At 52.4% G+C, this 3602-nt stretch carries 3 protein-coding genes and 1 pseudogene; 3 read left to right on the forward strand and 1 reads right to left on the reverse strand.

Annotation, left to right across the window (positions count from 1 at the left end; translation table 11 throughout):
• Nucleotides 1-401 precede the first annotated feature (401 nt).
• Nucleotides 402-1319, forward strand: a complete 918-nt coding sequence (gene nac / locus ACSZO4_RS25065; protein WP_437891806.1) for a nitrogen assimilation transcriptional regulator NAC — start codon at nt 402-404, stop codon at nt 1317-1319.
• Between the two features lie 101 nt (nt 1320-1420).
• Nucleotides 1421-2371 carry an HTH-type transcriptional regulator Cbl gene (gene cbl / locus ACSZO4_RS25070; RefSeq protein WP_437891807.1) on the forward strand — a complete coding sequence of 317 codons (951 nt, stop codon included), beginning with the start codon at nt 1421-1423 and terminating at the stop codon, nt 2369-2371.
• Between the two features lie 70 nt (nt 2372-2441).
• On the opposite strand, the gene ACSZO4_RS25075 is transcribed toward cbl, so the two are convergent.
• The gene (locus ACSZO4_RS25075; protein ID WP_437891808.1) at nt 2442-2918 is read right to left on the reverse strand and encodes an N-acetyltransferase family protein; all 477 of its coding nucleotides are present in this window, start codon (nt 2916-2918) and stop codon (nt 2442-2444) included.
• A gap of 93 nt (nt 2919-3011) precedes the next feature.
• On the opposite strand from ACSZO4_RS25075, the pseudogene ACSZO4_RS25080 reads away from it, so the two are divergent.
• Nucleotides 3012-3530: pseudogene (locus ACSZO4_RS25080) on the forward strand (LysR family transcriptional regulator); the annotation flags it as partial.
• Nucleotides 3531-3602 lie beyond the last annotated feature (72 nt).

Consider the following 3602-nt stretch of genomic DNA (forward strand, 5'->3'; position numbering starts at 1 on the left):
ACTCGAACCAGTGACATACGGATTAACAGTCCGCCGTTCTACCGACTGAACTACAGAGGAATCGTGTGAACGGGGCGGATATTAGCGATGCATCCGGCCCTTGTCAAAGGCTGAGACAACAAATGCGAACTGTTTGCTGACTATTTCAGCAATCCGCTGGTGCGGTAATCAGTTAGCCGAAATTTTGGCTTCTCTGCACCATGATGAGGCAGAGGAGTCTCTTATGGGGCAGTTAACAAAACCTTGTTTCAGTAATCATTATCACCTGAGTGATTAGAATCTCTTATTATCCAGCCTGTTAGACATAATTGAATGCCTTATCTAAAACTGGCAAGCATCTTGCAACTCCTCCGACAACTTAAATGCCCACGGTGGCACTGGTATCCCGAACAGGAGGCACAATGAACTTAAGACGCCTGAAATACTTCGTAAAAATCGTTGATATCGGAAGCCTGACACAGGCTGCTGAAGTTCTCCATATCGCTCAGCCAGCGCTGAGCCAGCAGGTTGCCACTCTGGAAGGTGAGCTGGACCAGCAATTACTGATCCGTACCAAACGGGGCGTTACGCCAACTGAGGCCGGGAAAATACTCTACGCTCATGCTCGCACCATCCTTCGCCAGTGTGAACAGGCGCAGATGGCAGTCAACAACGTGGGCCAGTGCCTGCGCGGCCAGGTTTCAATTGGCCTGGCACCGGGTACGGCGGCGTCTTCGGTGACTATGCCGCTGTTGCAGGCGGTACGCAATGAACTGCCGGAAGTGACGGTTTATCTGCATGAAAACAGCGGGGCGGTGCTCAACGACAAATTGCTTAACGGGCAACTGGATATGGCGGTGTTGTATGAGCGTGCGCCTGGCACCGGTATCACCAGTGTTCTTTTGCTCAAAGAAGATCTCTACCTGGTGGGCACGCGTGACTGTCCGGGACAGAGCGTTGATTTAACAGCGGTTGCCGAGATGAATCTGTTCCTGCCGCGTGATTACAGCGCGGTACGTCTGCGTGTGGATGAAGCCTTCTCATTGCGTCGTCTGACGGCAAAAATCATCGGTGAAATTGAGTCTATCTCCACCCTGACTGCGGCTATCGCCAGCGGAATGGGCGTGACGGTACTCCCGGAATCTGCTGCGCGTTCATTAAGCAGCGCGGCGAATGGCTGGATGGCGCGTATCACCACCCCGTCGATGAACCTGCCGTTATCGCTTAACGTCTCGGCGCGTGGATCTTTGTCTCCACAGGCGCAGGCGGTAAAAGAAATTCTTATGTCTCTGGTCAGTCGTCCGGCCATGGACAGCCGGGAGTTACAGTTGGTCAGTTAAGCGTTATTCCATAATGGAATAAGATGCTGGTTTATATTATTTGTTCTGCCAGGCCTCAGACTTTAACAATAGCGTCATGTCTGATGGTCCTGGAGGGAAGGGTGAATTTCCAGCAACTGAAAATAATTCGCGAAGCGGCGCGCCGGGATTACAATCTCACTGAAGTCGCCAATATGCTTTATACATCGCAGTCCGGTGTGAGTCGTCATATCCGTGAGCTTGAAGAAGAGCTGGGGATTGAGATTTTCATTCGTCGCGGCAAGCGATTACTGGGAATGACGGAGCCAGGAAAAGCACTGCTGGTGATTGCGGAACGCATTCTCAACGAGGCGAGCAATGTCCGTCGCCTCGCCGATCTTTTCACTAATGACGCCTCGGGTGTCTTAACTATTGCCACCACCCACACTCAGGCGCGTTACAGCCTGCCATCGGTGATTAAATCTTTTCGTGCGCTTTTTCCGGAAGTACGTCTCGAATTGATTCAGGGAACGCCGCAGGAAATAGAGGCGTTGCTGCACAACGGCGGGGCAGATATCGGCATTGCCAGTGAACGTCTGAGTAATGACAGCACGCTGGCGGCATTTCCGTGGTTCCGCTGGCACCACAGCCTGCTGGTGCCGGAGGATCATCCTCTGACGCAGTGTTCACCCCTGACCCTTGAAGAGATCAGCCGCTGGCCATTGATCACTTATCGCCAGGGCATCACCGGTCGCTCGCGTATCGATGAAGCCTTTGGTCGCAAAGGTCTGCTGCCGGATGTAGTGCTGAGTGCGCAGGATTCGGACGTGATTAAAACCTATGTTGAGCTGGGTCTGGGCATTGGGCTGGTGGCGGAGCAGTCGGGAGGCGGCACTGAAGAGGGGAAACTGGTGCGGCTGGATACGCGGCACCTGTTTGATGCCAATACCGTCTGGTTAGGCCTGAAGCGCGGACAGCTACAGCGTAACTATGTCTGGCGATTTATCGAACTCTGCAATGCCGGACTGTCAGTGGAAGATATCAAACGTCAGGTGATGGAAGCTGAAGAAGAGGCGATTGATTACCAGATCTGATCGTCTGCCACGGCAATAAATCCCCGCTGAGCAAAGTGACAGCGGGGATTATTGTAATGGCCTCTGGTGATTATTCGGCAAAGTTCAGCAGAGCATCGCCATCAAGTCGGTAACGAACCCACTCGCTCTGCGGCAGTGCGCCGATGCTGAGATAGAAATCAATGGCTGGCTGGTTCCAGTCGAGTACGCTCCACTCCAGACGACCACATTTGCGTTGTACCGCACAGCGGGCGATGTATTTCAGTAAAGCTTTTCCTGCCCCTGCGCCGCGAAATTCGGGCGAAATATACAAATCTTCCATATAGATGCCGTTACGCCCAAGCCAGGTGGAATAGCTGGTAAAGAACACCGCATAGCCAGCGATTTTTCCGTCAATTTCGCAGATCAGGGCTTCGGTGTTGCTGCCCTCACCGAACAGCGTGTTACCGATCTCTTCCGGGGTGGTCACCACTTCTTCCGGGGCTTTTTCATAAACCGCCAGTTCATAAATCATATCGTAAATGGCTTGTGCATCTGTCGGCCGGGCCTGGCGAATCGTGGTAGTCATCCGTTTTCCTGTCTTTTTTGAGTTACTGCAAAAATTGATGACGCCAAGCATAAGCGTTATTGTTGAAAGAATTAAGTGCAATGAAATCACTGGTTGATGAATATTATGCATTCTGCTTTGCGGCGTCTCGATTTAAACCTGCTGCCGGTGTTCGATGCCATTTACCGCCACCGCTCCGTCAGACTGGCTGCTGAAGAACTCGCGATGAGCACCTCGGCGCTAAGCCACGCGTTGTCACGATTGCGTGTCACGCTGAATGACCCGTTGTTTTATCGTGAAGGCCACCACATGTGCCCGACGGTGTATGCCATCTCGCTGGCGCCGTCGATTGCCTCGTCACTGAAATTCCTCAATCAGGAGCTGACACCACAGCCAGTGTTTGAGCCATCCAGCAGCAGCGACTGTCTGCAAATAGCCATCACTGACTTCACGGTCTTTTGTATTTTTCCTGCCCTTATGCAGCAGTTGCAGAAGGTGGCCCCAGGCCTACGTTTTGAACTGCGCTATTTGCCGCATAGTCCGGCGCTGACGGAACTGCTGGCCGGTGAGATTGATCTGGCGCTGGGATTCAGTGCGCCTGATGATGTGGAGCATCCTGAACTGGATGAAATTAGGGAAGGTGCGATTTAATCGTCAGTTATGAGAACATAAGGCTTTCTTTGCCATAGATTTTTCACGATGCCC

Source organism: Phytobacter sp. V91 (assembly GCF_965644225.1).
Lineage (GTDB): Bacteria > Pseudomonadota > Gammaproteobacteria > Enterobacterales > Enterobacteriaceae > CBFFRJ01.

Excerpts from the sequence above, each read along its gene's own strand:
- ACSZO4_RS25075 (WP_437891808.1), bottom strand. The coding sequence starts at position 2,918 with ATGACTACCACGATTCGCCAGGCCCGGCCGACAGATGCACAAGCCATT.
- nac (WP_437891806.1), top strand. The coding sequence starts at position 402 with ATGAACTTAAGACGCCTGAAATACTTCGTAAAAATCGTTGATATCGGA.